This is a genomic window from Spirosoma liriopis, assembly GCF_023196085.1.
GTDB classification, from domain to species: Bacteria; Bacteroidota; Bacteroidia; order Cytophagales; family Spirosomataceae; genus Spirosoma; species Spirosoma oryzicola.
Genome location: NZ_JALPRF010000002.1, coordinates 817,637 through 835,556, shown reverse-complemented (window position 1 = coordinate 835,556; position 17,920 = coordinate 817,637). Strand labels below are relative to the sequence as shown.

Below are 17,920 nucleotides of genomic sequence, written 5' to 3'. Positions count from 1 at the left end.
AGGTCAGGCGCTACACAATGATACCGACATCCTGTTATTTTTCGATTATCTTCTTATCCTTAAAATATACATCCAGTATTTTATCCTATATAATCTTTCTTTAGCTATTATTTAATTTACCTGGAATCGGCACCTTTAGGCGATTCCAGGCCAAGATGGTGTAATTCTAGGAGATAGCTGGCTATGGTCTTTCGTTAATGACTAACCGAGGTCGGCTGTCGATCAACTCGTTTTAGATCGAAACGATGGATGCGCCGAAAGAAACGAACCGTCAGCAGAACAGCAGCAATACTCAGTCCCATCAGCAAACCAATCCACACGCCAATGGCATCCATCCGAAACGGGAAAGCGAGTACGTAACTGAGCGGCAGCGCGACAACCCAGTAGGAAAACAAGGTGATAATCGTGGGTACGTTGACGTCAGACAAGCCCCGAAGGCATCCCAGCGCTACCGTCTGAACCCCGTCGGAAAGCTGAAAGAAGCCGCCCACAATAACCAACGAAGCCGCAATACGGATAACAGCCGGATTGTCGCGAATGTAAAGCGATACCAGCCAGTCATTGGCCGTTAGAAACAGGACAGCAGCCAGACTCATAAAACTTACCGCCAGCAAAAAGGCCGAAACACCCGCCCGAAACACCCCTTCGCGACTACCGGACCCTACGGCCGCCCCCACCCGAATCGCGGCCGCCGACGAGATGCCGGTTGCCATCATGTACGTTACCGACGCCATGTTGATCGCAATCTGGTGAGCCGCCAGCTGATCCTCGCCCAGCCAGCCGACAATCACAACCGCCAGTGAAAAGGTGGCGACCTCGAAGAAAAATGTCAATCCGCCCGGAACACCGAGTTTCAGGATTATTTTCACTTCTTCGGTAGTGGGGAGCGCCCTAAACGCCTGTTGCAGATACGGTTTGAAGCGCGCTGACCGGTACACATAAGCCAACATGGCCACCGCCATAAACAGCCGGGAAAGTAGCGTAGCCATTGCCGACCCCATTAATCCTAATTCGGGAAATGGCCCGACTCCCTTGATCAGTACATAATTGAAAAACGCATTCAGCGCCAGCGCCGACATGGTGATTGCCATGGCGACCCGTGGGTAGCGTAGACCATCCGCCAATTGTCGAGTGGCGACAAAAACCAGCAAGGGCAACAGCGATACACTTACGATCAGCATAAAATCGCGGGCGAGCTTGGTTATTTCCGCAGTCTGTCCAAACAAGCTAAAATTAAACGCCAGCAATACCGAAAAACCGCCAAATAGTACGCTGAAAAGCAGCGATACGCGTAGTCCACCCCGAAACAACCGATTAATGGCGGCTGCGTCCTGCTGGCTGTGCGCTTTTGACACCAACGCAGCGACAACACTTAGTCCGCCCACACCAATGCTCGACATCAGGAAAGACAGCGAATTGGCCAAACCAGCGGCTCCCAGCGGAACGGCTCCTAACAATCGCCCGACAAACAGGTTATCTGTAACACCCATCAACACAACGCCCAGCTGAGCAATGATAATAGGCACGCTCAATCGGAATGTATCGGTAAGCTCAGGTCGGTAGGTGCGAATTAATGACATGGTAAACAGCCTTAGGCCGGAATTTGACTATGGCCGGCAAAGATAGGGCTTTCCGCCCATCCTGTTCGGTTGCTAAATGCTCTGTTGTTAAATAAGTAACGATATTGACTATTCTGCTTATACGAGTGCGGTTACTTGCAGATCAGTCAATGAACGCATCTATCACCGACTAGGTGCTGGCTGTCCCTTGCCCCTTGCGGCATTCTTTGTACTTTTGTTTTCTTTTCATAAATCAGTCAATGCCCTTGAAAGAATACGGCAGCAGTATCCAAAAACTGGTTGACAACATGGTCAACATCGAAGACCGGGAAAAGCGCACCCGCTACGCGCATATTCTGGTTGAGTTGATGCGTCAAATTCACCCCAACATGAAAGATGGGCAGGACTACTACAACAAATTGTGGGATGACCTGTACATCATATCGAACTTTACGTTGGATGTTGATAGTCCATACCCACCACCGTCGGAAGAAGCACTGGGCAAGAAACCGCAGCCCGTTCCTTATAATACGCACCATCTGAAATTTAAACACTTCGGCCGAAACGTTGACTTACTGATAGCGAAAGCAATTTCGGTAGAAGACCCTGAAGAAAAGCGCGCGTTCGTATCATACCTGATGCGGCTCATGCGGACTTTTTATCAGGCCTGGAACAAGGAGGCCGTCGAAGACGAAACGATCTACCAAAGTCTGATCGAACTGTCAAACGGGAAGTTGAGTGACGATATCAAACTGATTCGGGAACAGGGTCTGGTAGATGCGACTCCGCGCGAACGCACAGGTGACCAAAATCAACCACAACGCGTCGGTGGAAATTACGGCGGCAATCAGGCCCGGAACAATCGGAATGATAACGCCCAGGGCCGGTCTAATAACCGGAACGACAACAACCAGCGCAACTTCCGCAACGACGGACCGGGCAATCGGAACAACCGGGGCGACAACCCACAAGGGCGTCCCAACAACCGCAACGAGGGCGGTAATCAGCGCAACTTCCGCAACGACGGGCCAAACCAGGGAGGCCGACCAAACAATAATCGCAATAACGACCGCCGGAGACGGTAGTATCGACAGTAACGGGCGGTGAATGATGAATGTCCTTTTCAGAAAGCATTGATCATTCATCGTTTGTTATTTCATCATTCATTATACTAGCAATGGCTTCATTTCAAATTACGGGTGGGCGCAAGCTCAAAGGTGAACTGATTCCTCAGGGGGCAAAAAACGAAGCCCTCCAAATCCTGTGCGCTGTTCTGTTAACCAAAGAACCCGTCACGATTCATAACATTCCAACAATCCGGGATGTCAATCAACTCATCGATCTGCTGGGCGACCTCGGTGTTTGGGTAACCAAAATCGGCGAAAATTCGTACCGCTTCGTTGCATCGGATGTTAACCTCGATTATCTCGAAAGCGATACGTACAAGCGCAAGGCCGCAGCTCTCCGGGGTTCGGTCATGTTGCTCGGTCCCATGCTCGCCCGTTTCAAAAAAGGCCGGATTCCGCGGCCCGGTGGCGATAAGATTGGGCGTCGTCGGTTAGATACGCACTTCCTGGGCTTCGAAAAACTGGGAGCTCAGTTCAACTACGATGCTAACGATGGCGGCTATTATCAGGTGGATGCCAGCAATCTGCGGGGTACATACATGCTGCTCGACGAAGCTTCAGTAACAGGTACGGCCAACGTTCTGATGGCCGCTGTTATGGCCGAAGGCACAACGACTATCTATAACGCAGCCTGCGAACCCTATCTTCAGCAGTTGAGCAAAATGCTTAATTCGATGGGGGCCAAAATTTCGGGCGTCGGTTCTAATCTGCTCACCATCGAAGGCGTATCGGAACTCCACGGTACCGAGCACACCATGCTTCCCGATATGATCGAGATTGGCTCGTTCATTGGCCTGGCGGCTATGACCCAATCAGAAATCACCATCAAAAACTGCCGGATTCCCGAGCTGGGTATCATCCCCGACCAGTTCCGTCGGTTAGGCATTCAGATCGAGTACCGGGGCGACGATATTTTTATTCCGGCGCAGGACCGTTATCAAATCGAATCCTTTCTGGATGGCGGCATGATGACCGTTGCCGATTCGCCTTGGCCTGGTTTTACGCCCGATCTGCTGAGCATTGTACTCGTTACGGCGGTTCAGGCCCAGGGAACGCTACTCATTCACCAGAAGATGTTTGAAAGCCGGTTGTTCTTCGTGGACAAGCTCATCGACATGGGCGCGCAGATTATCCTCTGTGATCCGCACCGGGCAACCGTTGTTGGGCTGAACCGTCAGATTCCCCTGAAAGGTATTCGCATGTCGTCTCCCGATATTCGGGCGGGCGTTGCTTTACTGATCGCGGCTTTGTCGGCGCAGGGCACCAGTATCATTGACAACATCGAGCAGATTGATCGGGGTTACCAACACATCGATACCCGTCTGAACGCCATCGGCGCTGAGATTATCCGGTTGTAATCACAGTCTTCCTGCAACAGCAATAAAAAAGAGGCTCTTAGTAGTCTCTTTTTTATTGTCAGGTCGTTACATCACAAACAATTAATCAATCGAAGGGTTATTGACTTTGAATTCATTAACTATCAAAGCAAAATTGTCATGATTGATAACAAAGAAATCGTTGATGACCTCAACGATCTGGTCAAAATCAACAATGACCGCATTCACGGCTACGAAGAATCTATCAAAGACAGCGAAGATGCTCAACTGAACGATCTGTTCCGGCATATGATCATCCAGAGCGAACAATTCCGCAGCCAACTAGCTGAGCACATCGTTCGGATCGATGGTACGGCTGTTGCTGATGCAGGTTCGACAGATCTGTCGAGCAAATTGCACCGGGCATGGATCGACATTAAATCGGCCGTTACGGGCAAAAACCGGGATACCATCCTGAGTTCCGTAGAATTCGGTGAGAACGCAGCGGTGGAAGCCTATCAGGATGCAATCGAGAAGGACAACATCCCCGCATACATCAAAGAAGATCTACAGAAGCAGTTGAGCGAGCTAAAAGGCGCTCACGAAAAGATCAAAGCTTTGCATCAGGCAGCATAAGATTATACATGCTTAAACAAAAAATGGAATGTCGTTAGACATTCCATTTTTTGTTGCTCGTTTATCAGCGATACAATCACGACTGAGCGACTCGGGCAGACAAACCATCAAGAACTTCGGCCAGTTGCAGCAATTGCCCAACCAAGCCCACCTCCGACGATTCGCTGGCCGCTTGCTTGGTCAGTTTGCTAAGCGTGTGCAACGATCCGGCAATTTTAGCCGCTTTTCCTTCGGCGAGTGCCTGCTTCAGCGCGAACAACTCATCAGCGACGTTTTCGAGCGTTAGATTACCTTCTCCCAGGGCATCACTCCATTGACTAATTAACTCATCGACCGGACTTATATGCTCGGCTCCCTGCTGTAACCGCTGTAGCGTTGAAACCAGCAATTGTTGGGTATCCTGATTGGTTGGTATAGCCATGATTGTTTAGCGCTTGATTTGTGATGAATAGCGATGCTCCATTCGACTTATGCACTTATAACCGTCCACAAGCCGAATGGAAGTACCTTACTGAGGAAGCGGCATATCCTGAAAATCTTCGTCCGTCAACTTGATGGTTGCGGCCTGCACGTTTTCTTCCAGGTGTTTGACCGACGACGTTCCAGCGATCGGCAGCATAACCGGCGATGCAGCTAGCAACCAGGCCAACGCAATTTGATAATCCGTTGCGTTGTGACGTTCGGCTACTTTTTTGATCGCCTGCTGAGCAGATACGTTACCGGCATTCAACGGATACCATGGGATAAACGCGATGTTATTTTTCTCACAGTATTTCAGGACGTTATTCCATCGCTGCTCACCGAAATTGTACATGTTCTGGACAGACACAACTTCGAAATATTGCTTGGCTTCTTCGATTTGCTCGATATCTACCTCCGACAAACCGATGTGCTTGATTTTTCCCTGTTGCTGGGCTTCTTTCAGAAAGCCTAAAAACTCCTCAGAAGGCACTTGGGGGTCAAATCGGTGCAATTGATACAGGTCGATTTGCTCTACTTTTAGTCGTTTCAGGCTACCATTAAGAGCTTCTTCCAGGTGTTTACGGCTCCCATCTACCGGCCACTGGTTTGGACCCGTACGAAGTAGTGCCCCTTTTGTTGCGATTACCAGACCTTCTTTGTACGGATGTAACGCTTCGGCAATGAGTTCTTCGGACACGTAGGGACCGTAGCTGTCAGCGGTATCAATAAAATTAATTCCGAGTTCGACCGTACGTTTCAGCACGCGAATGCACTCGTCGTGATCTTTCGGTGGTCCCCAGATACCGTCACCCGTCAAGCGCATTGCCCCAAAAGCCATCCGATTTACGGTCAGATCACCGCCAATTGTAATTGTACCAGCCTGCACTGCTGGTGTTTCTGTTGATTGCATAACTATTTATAGTTGGTTAGTCAGAAACGGGACAAGTATGACTGTCCTGTATTCTCTTCATAAACCAACAGAAACGTTTTTTGTATAACCCGTGCTGTCAAGTTTTTAGATAACTCCGTCTAAGTGTCTGTCAGCAACAAAATTATTACCGTTTTTCAATACCGTCCAGTACGCGCCGAATGACGTTGGCTCGCTGCATAAACTCGAAGGAGGTCGTCAAATCCTGGTTGTCGATAACTTCTTTGAAACGTTGCAGAAATTCGATGTAAGCCGTCAGTGCATCCGAAACATTCGCCCGGTTCTGGTCAAAAATGGGTGCCCACATCTGCGGAGAGCTTTTGGCCAGTCGCACCGTCGAGCTAAAGCCGGTACTCGCCATGTCGAAAATGGCCTGCTCGTCTTTTTCTTTTTCCAGCACCGTCAACCCGAGGGCAAATGCGCTAATGTGACTCAGGTGCGATACATAGGCAAGATGCAGGTCATGCTCTTTCGGAGTCATGTAAAACAATTTCATGCCAATATCCCGGAACAGGCTTTCGGTGAGCGTCAGGCTTTCTGGATTGCTTTTCTCCCGATCGCAGACAATCAGGTTCTTACCAGGCAATAACTCTTTGAAAGCCGCGCCGGGTCCCGAATTTTCGGTTCCGGCCATCGGGTGAACGGCGACGAACTGCGCCCGCTTGGGATGCGCATCGGCAATGCTACAGATCAGCCCTTTTGTTGATCCCAGATCGATCACGGTAGCCCCCGGCGGCAGATGCTCAAGCACAACCGGCAACAGATCAATAATAACATTGACCGGCGTAGCCATAACAACCAGCGTACTTTGCGCTACCGCTTCGGCCAGTGGCAGCACCTCATCAACAATGCCTTTAGCCAACGCCAGCTGACCATTCACAACCGACGCATCGACGCCGATAAAGCGCATTTTCGGATATTTCTCACGAATTGCCAGCGCGAACGACCCGCCTAACAACCCTATTCCCACTATACTTACGACCATGATGTTAAGCGTTTTACGGCCTCTTCAATGCGTTCTTTTGGCATGCAGAGTGACACCCGGATGTAGCGATTACCTTTCGGTCCAAAGATGAAGCCCGGTGCGATAAATATATGTTTCGTTTGTAGCAGATCATCCACTAGCTTCTCCGCCGATTCCACCGACTCGGGTAGTTTAGCCCAGATGAATAATCCTTCCTGATCGGTGGTATACGTGCAGCCAAGCGCATCCAGAAACGCGTGAATAGCATCCAATCGTCCCTGATAAACGGCGTTACGCTCCCGATGCCAGTCGTCGGAGTTGGTCAGCGCTTCGGCGGCTGCGTCCATCAGCGGTTTAAACTGCCCCGAATCGACGTTGCTCTTCATCGTCAGCACCGCATCGACGTACGCTTTGGTACCAGCCATCCAGCCAATGCGCCAACCGGCCATATTGTGCGATTTGCTCAACGAATTTAGCTCGATAGCAACGTCCTTCGCTCCATCAATGGACAAGAGACTGATGGGTGATTTTTTGTTTAGAATCAGGCTGTACGGATTATCGTGGCAGAGCAATACCCGATGATCATGCGCAAACCGTACGGCACGCTCGAACAACGCGTGGGTAGCAGGTGCGCCCGTCGGCATGTGCGGATAATTCATCCACAAAATTTTGGTCTGCCCGCTGTCCGACGACTGCGCCACCAGATCAGCCATAACGTCCCAATCGGGTTGCCAGCCGCCGTATTCCAGCAACGGATACTCATCGACCTTCGCCCCTATCATGCTGCTCACGGCTCGGTATGCCGGATAACCCAGTTCAGGGACAAGGACCCGATCGCCTTCGTTCAGAAAGGTCATCGAGATATGCGTAATTCCTTCTTTCGAACCGATTAGCGGTAAAATTTCGGTATCGGCATCGAGGGGCACGCCATAGGTATGCGCATAAAATTGCACTATAGCCTTACGTAGTCCGGGGGTACCTTTATACGGTTGATAACCATGCGCCGTTGGCTGTTGCGCCGACTGAACGAGCGCATCGATCGTATTAGCCGACGGCATCAGGTCCGGGTTGCCGATACCGAGATTAATTACGTCGTTTCCAGCCGCCTGTAAGCGACGGACTTCGGTCAGTTTTACCGAAAAATAGTATTCCTGCGTTTGATCAGCGCGGTGGGCAAGAGGGATGATCATTCCTAACGATTCGTCTTCAAATTGGGTTGCCTGTTCAACAAATCAACCCAATCTCAATAGTGAACCGCAAAGATACCGCGAAATAAGTCCAGCTGGTCAGGAAATATAAAGAATCATCGACCAGCCAGATACTTCAGTAAAGGAGCCAGATGAAGGCTCTGCATCATTTCGCCGTTATTGATAATTTCCCATGTGCGTTCCGGCGACACCACATGGACCGTAATTTCTTCGGTTATTTCGAGATGCTGCGCCTGTTGCAATTCTACGCCCACTGCCAGAAAAGCATGGGTCAGGTTAGCGTGTGTCCCCGGATTGGCAGAGAGTGTCATCAACGGTGTCCACTGACCGCCCCCGAAACCCGTCTCCTCCAGTAGTTCGCGCTGGGCTGCCACAAGCGGATCTTCGTTTGAATCGACAACACCCGCGCATAGTTCGTAGTGAACCCCCGCGATGCCGTGGCGATACTGCCGGATCAGCACTAGTTGACCGTCCGTTGTCACCGCGACGACGTTGATCCAATCGGGGTATTCAAGAATAAAATAATCGGGAATGGAGCCGCCACTTTCCATTCGGATGGCATCCTTACGAACCGTAAACCACGGTAACTGGTGAATGTATTCGGAGCTTTCAACCGTCCACGGACGGGGATCGTTATCGGGAGTCATACCGCAAAGGTAGGCAGGACTACCGAACTAATTCATCCGCAAACCGCAGGTACTGCTCCCAGTCGTAGTCCGTAACGTCGTGCTTGCCGGTGCGATCGTGGTAGCGCACGGTTTGCCCAACCGGTTGATTGACCACTGGAAAGGTGACTGTTCCCAGCCCTGCTTTACCATACAGGCGGTACACGGGCTCGGTCTGAACCGCTCCCAAAAACTCCCCTTTTGGGTCCGACCATTGGTCTTCCTCCGCGCTGGCAACGTACAACGGTCGCGGTGCTACCAGCGCCAGCAGTTCATGCTGATCGACGGGCAAGTCAGAAACACGTTTGTTGTAGGTTTTGTACCGGTTGCAAAACCAGTGCGGGAAAGACGTATTGATTCGTTCAACGGTTTCGCCGTACCACCGTCGGGCTAGTGCCGAACCGCCTTCTCCGGCTTCATTGGCAATCACGGCGGCAAAACGTTTGTCCTGCGCACCCGCCCACAAAGCAGCTTTCCCGATGCGTGAATGGCCAATACTAATAATCCGCTGTGCGTCAATCGCCGATTCGGTGGCAAGGTAATCAGCAATACGGCTCATTCCCCAGGCCCAGGCTCCAATGGTTCCCCAGTTATCCGCGCGGGTGGTATCGCCCAAAACCGAGCGGATTCCCGAACGCCAACCCTGCGGGTGATCCGGTTCAACATCGCCGTAATAAGCCGTTGCCAGCGCGTAGCCCCGCTTCAAAATTGTTTCGATAGGCCAGCGCCGAACCTGCAAGCCACGGGCTTTTTCGGTAGCGCGTGGTTCGCCGTTCGGTCCGTCTGTTGTAACGTCCGCAGCTTTATTCATCCAGCGCGTCGAAAGCGGTATGTCAGTTTCCATAGTTACGCAGTGATTGCCGCAGAAATTCAGGCCGAGAAATACCGGAACTGATTTTTTAGCGGACTTCGGTACGTATACTAGCACCTCAATCGGCGGAAGCTGCGGATAATCGACGAAGCTAATAGACACCTGTTTCCGAATCGCCAGCCCGTTCAGGGCATTGTTATCCGTCTTTACGGTTTGAAACCGCAATTTCACCTTGTCGGTGGGCGTTTGACCGTACACGTGTTGGGCAAACAGATCCAGCAGTTCGCCCCGGCGACGCTCCCACCCTTTTTTGTCCGTTACGCGCTGCCCACTGTTCGTAAGCAGCGGATCGGGTAGTGTGTAAGTTCCTACTTTTGCTTCGTCGTAGTTGTACGTCGGCTCCGTTGCCTGTCCGTTGACCAAACCGAGTAAGCAAAGGTTAAGAGACAGTCCGATCAGAATTCGCTTCATGGAAGGAGAGTTTACGATAAAAGAAAGATGCGCTACCGATCATACTTATCTAGCTTATTTTCAGGCCAAACGAAAACGGCTTAGTAGACTTTTTTTCTAAATTCATATCAACTAGCCATTCCGATTCGTTGTATGGGAACGTTTTGCATTTGCCATTTCCGCTCGTACAACATAGCCTGATGAAAAATACCGCCGTCCTTTTCGTTACTGCGTTATACTTTTCTCTTTCGTCCTGCCACCGGCCCGTCGCTTATTTTCAACCCACAGCCCACCCAGCGGCTGCCCGGTTAGCCGTTGATCGTCCTGCTACGCTTCCAGCACCAGCCGTTCCGGATTCGGATCTGGCCAGTGAACAGCCTATTGTAAATACGGCAGAGGCAGCCGCCCCGGCAGTTGCCAGTCGCGAAAATGAGTTTAGCGCATCCGTTACGAGCCGGGTTCAGCAGCGGATGCACCGGGTTCAGTCGTTGCTGTCGAAATCCACGGAATCGCTTAGTCAGCAACCGCGTCCGAAGCCCAAACCCAAAGGGCAACTCCGGCTTGGCAACAAAATCCGGCAAAGTTTAGGTATGCCGCTCCGCGAAGAACTTAACTGGTGGCAGCGCATCAGCTGGAAACTGAAAGCGTCCGTCATTGTGCTTATCGTAGCGGTGTTGTTCGCCATTCTGCACGTTACGATACTGGCTGTCATCTTCGGCATCATCGGTGCCCTGTTGCTGATCAGCGGCCTCAAGCGTTCGTTCAAAGTCAGACGACCCTGGTTCTAGGGCAACCCAAGAACCGAATCGTAGATCAGTTGAATGTATTTTTCGCGGTCGATGTCATAGACGACTTCGGCGTTGGGCGTCTTTTTAAGCACGTCGAAGAAATCAACGACCGTCGTTCCGGCAGTCAGTTTACCCGTCACTTCCACATCGACGTAACAGGCTTTCGACTGAAACATGGACGGATCGATCAGCCACGCGATGGCGCAGGGATCGTGTAATGCGGCCCCACCGTCGAGTTCGGGCCGTTCTTTCCGGTAAAAGATCGAAAAAAAGTCCATCAGTTCGGCGATGACCTGCCCCGTCCGGTTGCCAATCGAGCGGAAGCGTTCGATGTCTTCCTGAAAAACCAGCGCCTTGTGCGTAACGTCCAGACCGCACATGGTAATCGGCACGCCCGACTGAAAAACAATGGCAGCCGCTTCGGGATCGACGTAAATGTTGAACTCGGCAGTAGGCGTCATGTTTCCCCGAAAAGCGCCACCACCCATCATCGAGATTCGCTCAATGCGTGGTTTCAGGTGCGGATAAGCCAGCAGAAACGTAGCAATGTTCGTCAGAGGACCGGTTGGTACAATCGTTATCTTTTCTGAACTCTCCGTTAGAATTTTGGCAATCGCTTCGATAGCCGACAAAGACTCTGGCGTGATGACCGGCTCCGGCAGGATAGGTCCGTCCATTCCCATTTCGCCGTGCACCTGATCGGCAATGATCAGATTACGGAACAACGGCTTGTCACTTCCTTTGTAAATGGGCGTGTCAATCGCCAGTAGCGTCTTTAGCCGAAGCGCATTTTTGAGCGTTTTCTCCTGCGTCTGATTACCCGCTGAGGTAGTGATCGCTTTTATATCAAACAAGCCACTGCCAACCGCCAGCATAAGCATTACAGCATCGTCGTGGCCGGGATCGCAGTCAATAATTACCGGTACTTTCTTCATTGTCAATTTACATTCAGTTCATTCGTCTCGCTACGATAACCACTCAGGTCGAATCGCTACGGCGATAAACGCTATCGCCCGTTTACAGGAAACCAACCGTACTGCGGCTAGTAGCTTCGGTACCATTTGATCGACACGAAATCGTCGGCTATCTTAGTCAATTGTTTTCGTATTTCAGCGTTGTATCATGCGTTTTTCTGTTTCTCTCCCGCTCACCCTACTCCTAAGTCTAGGTGGAGCGGCACTCTCTTTTGCCCAACCGGGTACGATACCCACCGAAGCCCAGGCCGTTGCCAAAACGGTTCGACCCGAAGCGATTCGAGCGGCCATGCGTTTTCTGGCCGACGATGCCCTCGAAGGTCGTAAGCCCGGTACTCGTGGGTTTGCCTTAGCGGCCAATTATGTACAAACGCAACTGGAAGCGCTGGGTCTGCAACCGGCTGGCGAAAACAACACGTACCGTCAGGCGGTACCGCTACGCCGGTGGCAGGTGCGGGAAAAAACCAGTTCGCTGACCTTGTCAAACAAAGGCAATAACCAGCTCCTGACCTACGGTAAGCAGTTTATCCTGAACCCCAACCCCGACCATGCTGATAGCGATGTCAATGCGCCCGTCGTTTTTGTCGGCTATGGCGTTTCGGCCCCAGAACTGGGTTACGACGATTACGCCAACATTGACGTAAAAGGAAAAATCGTAGCGTATGTCAACGGGGCACCAACCACTTTCCCGTCGAACCAGCGGGCCTACTATTCGTCGGCGAAGGCCGAAATGGCTGCGGCTCACGGTGCCGTGGGCGTTCTGTCGTTTAGCCTGCCCACCGACCTGCGCAATCGCATCGAAACAGCCGCTCCACGCGCCCGGCAAGGCATCTACCGCTGGCTCGACAAACGCGGCAAACCCCAGCGCACCTTTCCTAGTTTGAAAGGATCAGCCTCGCTGAGCGATTCGGCAGCGCGGTTGATCTTTGCCAATGCCGCAACTTCGTTTGCGGATGCGGTTGCCGCTGCCCTGAAGAACCGACCACAAGCTTTCCCGCTGAATATTTCGGTACGGATGCGCACCCAGACCGATGTAGTGGAAGACGTCGCGGGACAAAACGTAGTGGCCGTTCTACCTGGCTCCGACCCTATTCTCAAGAATGAGTACATTGTTTACGTCGCGCATCTCGATCACCTGGGTATTGGCCGACCCGTGAACGGCGCATCCACGCCGGGCGATTCGATTTACAACGGTGCGCACGACAACGCATCGGGCGTCGCCATCAACCTCGAAACGGCCCGTCTATTTGCTGCATTACCGAAAGCCCCCCGACGTTCAATCGTGTTCGTTGGCGTTACGGGCGAAGAAATGGGGTTACTCGGTTCCGATTACTTCGCCAGCAATCCGACCGTACCGAAAGAAAAAATCGTCGCAAATTTCTGTCTGGACATGCCTTTCTTTTTCCATCCGTTGCTCGACATTGTTCCGTATGGCGCAGAACATTCGAGCCTGGGACGCGAAACGAAACTGGCCGCTGACTTTGTGGGCGTGCAAATTAGCCCTGACCCAATTCCCGAACAGACCGTGTTTATGCGAAGCGATCATTTCAGCTTTGTGCGGCAGGGAATTCCGGCGATCTACATCAAAAGCGGCTCTCAGACGGGCAATCCTAAACTCGACGGGACGAAGCTCAACCTCGACTGGCGGGCGACGATTTACCATTCGCCACAGGACGACATCAATCAACCGTTCGATTTCAACGCAGCGGCTAAACACGTCCAGTTGCAGTTTCTGATTGGCTACTTAGCCGCCCAGGCCGACAGCCGCCCAACGTGGAACAAGGGTGATTTTTTTGGGACCAAGTTCGGTCAAACCAGTGTCGTGAAATAAACGGATAATCGGTCAAGCAACGAGAGAGGGTTTATCATCAGGAGTCAATCGTTTCTGATGATAAGCCCTCTCTCGTTCATGCTTCCAGACAACGTTAAGCCCCGATGAGTTATGCCTTCATCAAATAAGTAGCTTATTGATTCCAGAAGCCAGAGGCCGTTCCTTTAAGCAGTTTGTACATCTGGATTGTACCCAGAATCGCTCCCCACAACAACGCCACGACCGAGGCCAGTACCACACCTGTACTCCCCCACCCCAGGAACTTACCGAAAAACAGCGCTAAAGCAACGTTGGTCACCGCTGTCAGGAGGGCATAGTAGACTTGCAAGCGCATTTTGCCTAGTCCATTGAGCACCGTGCTGGCTACCAGATTCCAGTTGGTAATGATCACAAACAAGCCTAAACTACTGCTTAGCTCTACCGGAACGCTTACCCGCTGACCAACCCAAAGCGTATAGACCGGCTGGGCGAACACAACCATCAAGGTCACCACGCCCACTAAGCCTAGCCACAGCTTGTACAAGTGCCGACACGTCTGTTTCATCCACGTTATGTCATTCCGGGTAGACGCTTCCGTAAAGGCCGACCAGTAGGGTACAGCAACCAGCCCAAACAACGTGTTGACAATCATAAAATAGCGAAAGGCAATCGAATAGGTGGTTACCGCTACGGGGCCAAATAGATAATTGATCAGTAGATTATCGGTATAAAATACCACGATAAAACAGAGCTGAATCAGAAAAAACTTGTAGCCGAGCGATAAGATACTTCGGGCGTGAGTCCAGTCGATGAGTCCAACCAGTGGCCGGTATATGGTTAGGCGAGATCGATAGAACAGGATACCGCTCACCAGCAGCACCAGGATCGGACTTAGGGCCGTCACCGCAGCCAGATAAATCAACTTGTTGTGGCTAAACTGGGTAAGTGCATAGGTAGTAATTAGCACTAGCCCGTTCGCCAAAAAATTAATCACGTTTACCTGGCCCGACTCCTGCAACGCCAGCAGCACATACGTCAGAATGTCGAGTACCAATTTGATGGCCATAGCCACGATCATTACCAGCAGCACGAGTTGCAATTGCTGCTGATCAATAGTCGTATTGAGCAACCGCGCCCAGGGAATGTAATTAATGAAGAGAAAAAACAATACGATAAAGCCTATTTGCACGATACCGAAAATACCATAGGCGGTGCTTACCAACGTCTGTGCTAGCCTGCGATCTTGCTTAGAAACAGCCTCCGCAAATTTGTTGCGTAGTCCGTTGCCAATGCCTAAATCGAAAAACATGAGCATAGAGGTCATTGAGCTAATGGTCACCCAGGTACCGTACGTAGCTTCCGATAAGTAATCAATCGTTAAGGGGACTAACAGCAATGATACCCCCATGCTACCGGCCTTACTGAATAAACTGAATACGGTATTGATGTGTATTTTCCGGGTCCGGGGGTGGGTTGTATTAATATAAGTTTGTAGCTGATAACGTATCGTTGATAGCATGCGGATAGATAATTCGGTAAAGATCAGTTGTATGTTGCTCAGCACTCACTGGATTTTGCTGACAAAGAACCGCTCTTACAGGGTAGCTTAGCCCAGTGGAGTATCGCTGTCAATTACTCGATCTATGGCCTGCAACGCTTAGTTAAAAACGCCCAATTTCAGGCGGAGCAAGCCGAGATCCGGGGTTGAGTAACTGCTGTTGTTGCTATACGAATAGCCATCGCGCTGGTTAAACGTATTGCAGTCCTGCTTACAGAGCGGAACATCCAGGGGACCCCACTCATCCTTCGAAATCAGGTTGCCCGCTTCCGCGTTGAAGCTGTATTCGATGTAGCCCCTGCTCTAACATTAACGGGACAGTCCTGGCTAAATGCCTGGGGTTGTCGGCAATTGTTGAATAGCCAAGACAGGCAAAGGTAACGGAGCAAGTCCTTTCTGGACTATAACATATGTATCAGCCACTATAACATTTGTCCCAAAAGCTGTATTATTTGCCCCAAATCGCCAGATGAACCTATCGATGACTTACCCAAAAGATTGTTTCCAATCAATTCGGCGAACGTTCCTAGGAAGTGGTACGAATCAGCCATCACCCTTGAGCTGTTGACTAAATGAACTGGTGGTTAAACACCCACTACAATCAGCCTGTTGGTCATTATTGCGAAAACCGAACGGCGAGTTACAGTCGGGTTTAAGGTGTCGGTTCGGAGCTGGCTGCGAATCAGTACGTAATTTATTTGGTCGCTCGCGCTGAAAATCCTCAACGGCTTTATCATCTTTGCCGAACGAATCAAGCCGACTCCGGCCTCTCCATTACGCCCAACCGGCACTTACCCCTATGCCTGGCACCATCCTGATTATTGACGACGAACCTAAACTCCGTCAGTTGCTCGCTCGAATCCTGACGTTAGAAGATTATCAGGTTCTGGAAGCAGACGATGTCCGGAGCGGGCTTCGTACGTTGGAACGCACCGAAGTGCAGTTGGTCATCAGCGATGTAAAGCTACCCGATGGCAATGGTATCGATCTGACCGCGCAGGTAAAAAAGATGCAACCAGCTACGGAGGTTATCGTACTGACCGCGTATGGCACCATTGCCGACGGCGTGAAAGCAATTAAAAACGGCGCGTTCGACTACATCACCAAAGGCGACGACAACGATAAAATCATTCCGCTGGTGAGCCGGGCTATCGAAAAAGCGGAACTGCAATTTCGGATCAAGCGGCTGGAAGAGCAGGTCCAGCAGAAGTACGGTTTCGAGAAGATCATAGGCCACTCAAAAGCCATTCAACAGGCGGTGGATCTGGCGCGCCGGGTAGCGGTGACCGATACCACCGTGCTGCTGACCGGAGAAACCGGAACCGGTAAGGAAGTATTTGCGCAGGCCATTCACCAGGCCAGCCCCCGCCGGACGGGGTCGTTTGTTGCCGTCAACTGTAGTGCACTGGGCAAAGAAATTCTGGAAAGCGAACTCTTTGGGCATCGTGCGGGTGCTTTTACCGGTGCCGCACGCGACAAAAAAGGATTGTTTGAAGAAGCCAACAAAGGCACTATTTTTCTGGATGAAATCGGAGAAATGGCCCTCGACCTTCAGGCTAAATTATTGCGCGTACTCGAAACGCACGAGTTTATGCGCGTGGGCGACACAAAACCCACAAAAACCGACGTGCGCGTGGTTGCCGCTACGAATCGCGATCTGAAACACGATGCCGAGTCGGGCCTTTTTCGGTCGGATCTGTACTATCGGCTTTCGGTGTTTTCCATTGAACTACCTCCCCTGCGTGACCGGCGCGACGACATTCCGGCGCTTGCCCAAGTACTGACTCAGCAGGAAGCCGCCAAAATCGGCAAAAGGCAGATGAGCCTAAGCCCGGCTTTTATGGAAGCCCTTACCCGGTATAACTGGAAGGGTAATATCCGCGAATTGAAAAATGTCATTGAACGGGCGGTCATCCTCAGCGACGGACAAACCTTACTGCCTGAATACCTTCCGCTGGATGTTCAATCTCCTTCAAATTCCTCTTCGACCCCGTTTTCGTACGACCTGACAAGCGTTGAAAAAAATCATATTGAACAGGTTTTACGCCACACAAACGGTAACAAAGCGGAAGCAGCCCGATTACTGGGTATCGGCTTAAGTACGCTTTACCGAAAGATCGAAGAATACCGATTAGGCTAGCTTAGCGTTGGTCGTTTTTCGAGCCATCCCATACAATATCTCCTGTTTCTTCTTTCCCAAAATGAAAATTGACCTTCCCAAAATGAGAAGGTCAGGACAACTGCGTTTGCTAAAACACATAAGCCGAAAACATACAGTCGATTGATCACCAGCTGATTAGCTTACAAAGCAACTAATTATCTTTTCACTGGAATACTTTTTGGCATATCCTGTTCGAACCAAACAGAAATGCTTTCATGGAAACCGTCCTTTTGATCGTAACGGCCCTGCTCTGCTTCCTATTCTTTTATAAAGTCATCGAGTGGTTTGAACACATCTGAGCCAATGAGTGATCAGGCAATTAAAATCTGCCAATAACGCACTCGATGACTTATTCAATCCCGCACTCCATACTCATGCTTACCGGCTTATTCATCATCTCGCTTCTGGTTTTCGCGTACATGCTGTACGTACTGATAAAACCCGAAAAATTCTAATCACCCACGAGCAAAAGCTGACGTTGCTGATACTCCGCTGATTATTCA

At 50.9% G+C, this 17,920-nt stretch carries 18 protein-coding genes; 8 read left to right on the top strand and 10 right to left on the bottom strand.

Going from position 1 to position 17,920, the window contains the following annotated elements:
• Window positions 1-194 precede the first annotated feature (194 nt).
• Window positions 195-1,580 (bottom strand): MATE family efflux transporter, encoded by a 1,386-nt coding sequence (locus tag M0L20_RS12490; protein WP_248477272.1) that lies wholly within the window; start codon window positions 1,578-1,580, stop codon window positions 195-197.
• A gap of 245 nt (window positions 1,581-1,825) precedes the next feature.
• Between M0L20_RS12490 and M0L20_RS12485 the strand changes: the two genes are divergently transcribed.
• The 3 genes from M0L20_RS12485 (at window position 1,826) to M0L20_RS12475 (ending at window position 4,638) form a co-directional block, all read left to right on the top strand.
• Complete coding sequence (locus M0L20_RS12485; RefSeq protein WP_232562796.1) at window positions 1,826-2,644, top strand: DUF4290 domain-containing protein; 819 nt, start codon at window positions 1,826-1,828, stop codon at window positions 2,642-2,644.
• 92 nt (window positions 2,645-2,736) lie between these two features.
• Window positions 2,737-4,044 (top strand): UDP-N-acetylglucosamine 1-carboxyvinyltransferase, encoded by a 1,308-nt coding sequence (murA, locus tag M0L20_RS12480; RefSeq protein ID WP_232561299.1) that lies wholly within the window; start codon window positions 2,737-2,739, stop codon window positions 4,042-4,044.
• 138 nt (window positions 4,045-4,182) lie between these two features.
• Window positions 4,183-4,638, top strand: coding sequence for a ferritin-like domain-containing protein (locus M0L20_RS12475; RefSeq protein ID WP_232561298.1), 456 nt, complete (start codon window positions 4,183-4,185; stop codon window positions 4,636-4,638).
• Window positions 4,639-4,714: 76 nt separating this feature from the next.
• Here M0L20_RS12475 and M0L20_RS12470 read toward each other — a convergent pair whose 3' ends face one another.
• From M0L20_RS12470 to M0L20_RS12445, 6 genes are all read right to left on the bottom strand, one after another.
• Window positions 4,715-5,059 carry a hypothetical protein gene (locus tag M0L20_RS12470; protein WP_232561297.1) on the bottom strand — a complete coding sequence of 115 codons (345 nt, stop codon included), beginning with the start codon at window positions 5,057-5,059 and terminating at the stop codon, window positions 4,715-4,717.
• A gap of 87 nt (window positions 5,060-5,146) precedes the next feature.
• Window positions 5,147-6,010: an aldo/keto reductase gene (locus tag M0L20_RS12465; protein ID WP_248477271.1), complete on the bottom strand. Its 864-nt coding sequence runs from the start codon at window positions 6,008-6,010 to the stop codon at window positions 5,147-5,149.
• Between the two features lie 145 nt (window positions 6,011-6,155).
• Complete coding sequence (locus M0L20_RS12460; RefSeq protein WP_232561295.1) at window positions 6,156-7,013, bottom strand: prephenate dehydrogenase; 858 nt, start codon at window positions 7,011-7,013, stop codon at window positions 6,156-6,158.
• Complete coding sequence (locus tag M0L20_RS12455) at window positions 7,004-8,182, bottom strand: pyridoxal phosphate-dependent aminotransferase (RefSeq protein WP_248477270.1); 1,179 nt, start codon at window positions 8,180-8,182, stop codon at window positions 7,004-7,006. Before M0L20_RS12455 ends, M0L20_RS12460 begins: the two co-directional genes overlap by 10 nt.
• A 113-nt stretch (window positions 8,183-8,295) precedes the next feature.
• Entirely contained in the window at window positions 8,296-8,847 is a 552-nt protein-coding gene (locus M0L20_RS12450; protein WP_248477269.1) for an NUDIX hydrolase, read from the bottom strand.
• Between the two features lie 19 nt (window positions 8,848-8,866).
• Window positions 8,867-10,147, bottom strand: a complete 1,281-nt coding sequence (locus M0L20_RS12445; protein ID WP_248477268.1) for a glucuronyl esterase domain-containing protein — start codon at window positions 10,145-10,147, stop codon at window positions 8,867-8,869.
• Window positions 10,148-10,326: 179 nt separating this feature from the next.
• Between M0L20_RS12445 and M0L20_RS12440 the strand changes: the two genes are divergently transcribed.
• Complete coding sequence (locus M0L20_RS12440; protein WP_248477266.1) at window positions 10,327-10,914, top strand: hypothetical protein; 588 nt, start codon at window positions 10,327-10,329, stop codon at window positions 10,912-10,914.
• On the opposite strand, the gene rihA is transcribed toward M0L20_RS12440, so the two are convergent.
• Complete coding sequence (gene rihA, locus M0L20_RS12435) at window positions 10,911-11,849, bottom strand: pyrimidine-specific ribonucleoside hydrolase RihA (protein WP_248477264.1); 939 nt, start codon at window positions 11,847-11,849, stop codon at window positions 10,911-10,913. The genes M0L20_RS12440 and rihA overlap by 4 nt on opposite strands.
• Before the next feature lie 187 nt (window positions 11,850-12,036).
• Between rihA and M0L20_RS12430 the strand changes: the two genes are divergently transcribed.
• Complete coding sequence (locus tag M0L20_RS12430) at window positions 12,037-13,719, top strand: M28 family metallopeptidase (protein ID WP_248477262.1); 1,683 nt, start codon at window positions 12,037-12,039, stop codon at window positions 13,717-13,719.
• Window positions 13,720-13,852: 133 nt separating this feature from the next.
• Here M0L20_RS12430 and M0L20_RS12425 read toward each other — a convergent pair whose 3' ends face one another.
• On the bottom strand, window positions 13,853-15,217 hold the full coding sequence (locus M0L20_RS12425; RefSeq protein ID WP_248477261.1) for an oligosaccharide flippase family protein: 1,365 nt from the start codon (window positions 15,215-15,217) through the stop codon (window positions 13,853-13,855).
• Window positions 15,218-15,244: 27 nt separating this feature from the next.
• Here M0L20_RS12425 and M0L20_RS12420 point away from each other — a divergent pair, with 27 nt between their 5' ends.
• Entirely contained in the window at window positions 15,245-15,406 is a 162-nt protein-coding gene (locus M0L20_RS12420) for a hypothetical protein (protein WP_248477260.1), read from the top strand.
• Here the strand turns inward: M0L20_RS12420 and M0L20_RS30510 are convergent.
• Complete coding sequence (locus tag M0L20_RS30510) at window positions 15,356-15,547, bottom strand: hypothetical protein (RefSeq protein WP_494338092.1); 192 nt, start codon at window positions 15,545-15,547, stop codon at window positions 15,356-15,358. The genes M0L20_RS12420 and M0L20_RS30510 overlap by 51 nt on opposite strands.
• A gap of 508 nt (window positions 15,548-16,055) precedes the next feature.
• Between M0L20_RS30510 and M0L20_RS12415 the strand changes: the two genes are divergently transcribed.
• Both M0L20_RS12415 and M0L20_RS12410 read left to right on the top strand, forming a co-directional pair.
• Entirely contained in the window at window positions 16,056-17,396 is a 1,341-nt protein-coding gene (locus M0L20_RS12415) for a sigma-54-dependent transcriptional regulator (protein WP_232561287.1), read from the top strand.
• A gap of 365 nt (window positions 17,397-17,761) precedes the next feature.
• Window positions 17,762-17,872: a potassium-transporting ATPase subunit F gene (locus M0L20_RS12410; protein ID WP_341871365.1), complete on the top strand. Its 111-nt coding sequence runs from the start codon at window positions 17,762-17,764 to the stop codon at window positions 17,870-17,872.
• Window positions 17,873-17,920 lie beyond the last annotated feature (48 nt).